The 452-nt window shown below is 76.1% G+C and carries 1 pseudogene; it reads right to left on the reverse strand.

Features of this window, described 5'->3' with window-relative positions:
* Positions 1 to 452, reverse strand: a pseudogene (locus LPA54_RS38555) (hypothetical protein); the annotation flags it as partial.

Consider the following 452-nt stretch of genomic DNA (forward strand, 5'->3'; position numbering starts at 1 on the left):
GAACCCGACCACGCGTCGGCGGAGCCGGCGGCGAACTCGGCGTAGCGCCGGCGCCCCGCACCGGGCGGGGTACCCGGAACGCCGGCCCCGTGCGTGGTCACGTACCGCTCCAGGCCCCCCGTCGTCACCAGCTCCTCCTCCGCGAACAGCCGTGTCCCCTTCTCGCAGAGTCCGCGGTCCGCGCGCGCTCGGGCGGAGAAGGCTTCCGGTGTGGTGCCGAACAGGTCCCGCAGGCGGGGGAGTGTGGACAGGAGGCCGGTCAGGAGAGAGCGTTGGCCCGGGTGGGTGCGGGGGGCGCCGGCGCCGTCGTGGAGGACGCCCCGGCGGTTGACGTAGGCGTACGCGCCGGGGAGCGTGCTGCCGTCGGGGAGTTCGACGCGGACGTCGGGCGCGGGAAGCCAGGCGCGGCGGAAGTTGCCGTGCGGCAGCGGGACGCCCTCGCTCGCGTCGAT

The sequence above is a fragment of the Streptomyces sp. DH12 genome, assembly GCF_020873895.1.
Lineage (GTDB): Bacteria > Actinomycetota > Actinomycetes > Streptomycetales > Streptomycetaceae > Streptomyces.